Origin of the sequence: Motilimonas sp. 1_MG-2023 (genome assembly GCF_030547455.1) — a bacterium.
Lineage (GTDB): Bacteria > Pseudomonadota > Gammaproteobacteria > Enterobacterales > CBDFNC01 > Motilimonas.
In genome coordinates this window covers 1-1987 of the sequence record NZ_JAUOPX010000091.1, presented here as the reverse complement: position 1 = coordinate 1987, position 1987 = coordinate 1, and the positions used below count along the sequence as shown (strand labels likewise).

General features: G+C 51.4%; 1 rRNA gene. It reads left to right on the top strand.

Annotated elements, in window-relative coordinates:
* Window positions 1–1987 (top strand): 23S ribosomal RNA (locus Q4519_RS21485); the annotation flags it as partial.

The window sequence follows — 1987 nt, the reverse complement described above, 5'->3', positions numbered from 1 at the left end:
TACAGGTATCACATGTTGAATACATAGGCATGTGAGGCGAACCGGGAGAACTGAAACATCTAAGTACCCCGAGGAAAAGAAATCAATTGAGATTCCGGCAGTAGCGGCGAGCGACCCCGGATTAGCCCTTAAGCTTTATAGGTGTTAGTGGAAGGCTCTGGAAAGTGCCACGATACAGGGTGATAGTCCCGTACACGACAATGCCTTTAAAGTGAAATCGAGTAGGACGGCACACGTGAAATGCTGTTTGAATATGGGGGGACCATCCTCCAAGGCTAAATACTCCTGACTGACCGATAGTGAACCAGTACCGTGAGGGAAAGGCGAAAAGAACCCCTGTGAGGGGAGTGAAATAGAACCTGAAACCGTGTACGTACAAGCAGTGGGAGCGGACTTGTTCCGTGACTGCGTACCTTTTGTATAATGGGTCAGCGACTTAATTTTAGTAGCAAGGTTAACCGCATAGGGGAGCCGTAGGGAAACCGAGTCTTAACTGGGCGCCATAGTTGCTAGGATTAGACCCGAAACCCGGTGATCTAGCCATGGGCAGGTTGAAGGTGCCGTAACAGGTACTGGAGGACCGAACCGACTAATGTTGAAAAATTAGCGGATGACTTGTGGCTGGGGGTGAAAGGCCAATCAAACCGGGAGATAGCTGGTTCTCCTCGAAAGCTATTTAGGTAGCGCCTCGTGTCTCACCATTGGGGGTAGAGCACTGTTTCGGCTAGGGGGTCATCCCGACTTACCAACCCGATGCAAACTCCGAATACCAATGAGTGCAATCACGGGAGACACACGGCGGGTGCTAACGTCCGTCGTGGAAAGGGAAACAACCCAGACCGTCAGCTAAGGTCCCAAAGTACTAGCTAAGTGGGAAACGATGTGGAAAGGCTCAGACAGCCAGGAAGTTGGCTTAGAAGCAGCCATCTTTTAAAGAAAGCGTAATAGCTCACTGGTCGAGTCGGTCTGCGCGGAAGATGTAACGGGGCTAAGCTAGTCACCGAAGCTACGGATGCATGCTTGCATGCATGGTAGAGGAGCGTTCTGTAAGCCGTTGAAGGGAAAGCTGTAAGGCATCCTGGAGGTATCAGAAGTGCGAATGCTGACATGAGTAACGATAATGCGGGTGAAAAACCCGCACGCCGGAAGACCAAGGGTTCCTGTCCAACGTTAATCGGGGCAGGGTGAGTCGACCCCTAAGGCGAGGCCGAAAGGCGTAGTCGATGGGAAACGGGTTAATATTCCCGTACTTGGTGTTATTGCGATGGGGGGACGGAGAAGGCTAGGTGGGCCAGGCGACGGTTGTCCTGGTTCAAGTGCGTAGGCGGAAGACTTAGGTAAATCCGGGTCTTTATTAACGCTGAGACACGATGTCGAGTCACTAAGGTGATGAAGTCATTGATGCCATACTTCCAGGAAAAGCCTCTAAGCTTCAGATAACATCGAATCGTACCCCAAACCGACACAGGTGGTCGGGTAGAGAATACCAAGGCGCTTGAGAGAACTCGGGTGAAGGAACTAGGCAAAATGGTACCGTAACTTCGGGAGAAGGTACGCCGGTGTTGGTGATGGGACTTGCTCCCTAAGCTGACGCTGGTCGAAGATACCAGGTGGCTGCAACTGTTTATTAAAAACACAGCACTGTGCAAAATCGTAAGATGACGTATACGGTGTGACGCCTGCCCGGTGCCGGAAGGTTAATTGATGGGGTTAGTTTTCGGACGAAGCTCTTGATCGAAGCCCCGGTAAACGGCGGCCGTAACTATAACGGTCCTAAGGTAGCGAAATTCCTTGTCGGGTAAGTTCCGACCTGCACGAATGGCGTAATGATGGCCACGCTGTCTCCACCCGAGACTCAGTGAAGTTGAAATCGCAGTGAAGATGCTGTGTACCCGCGGCTAGACGGAAAGACCCCGTGAACCTTTACTATAGCTTGGCAGTGAACATTGACCCTACATGTGTAGGATAGGTGGGAGACTTAGAAGCG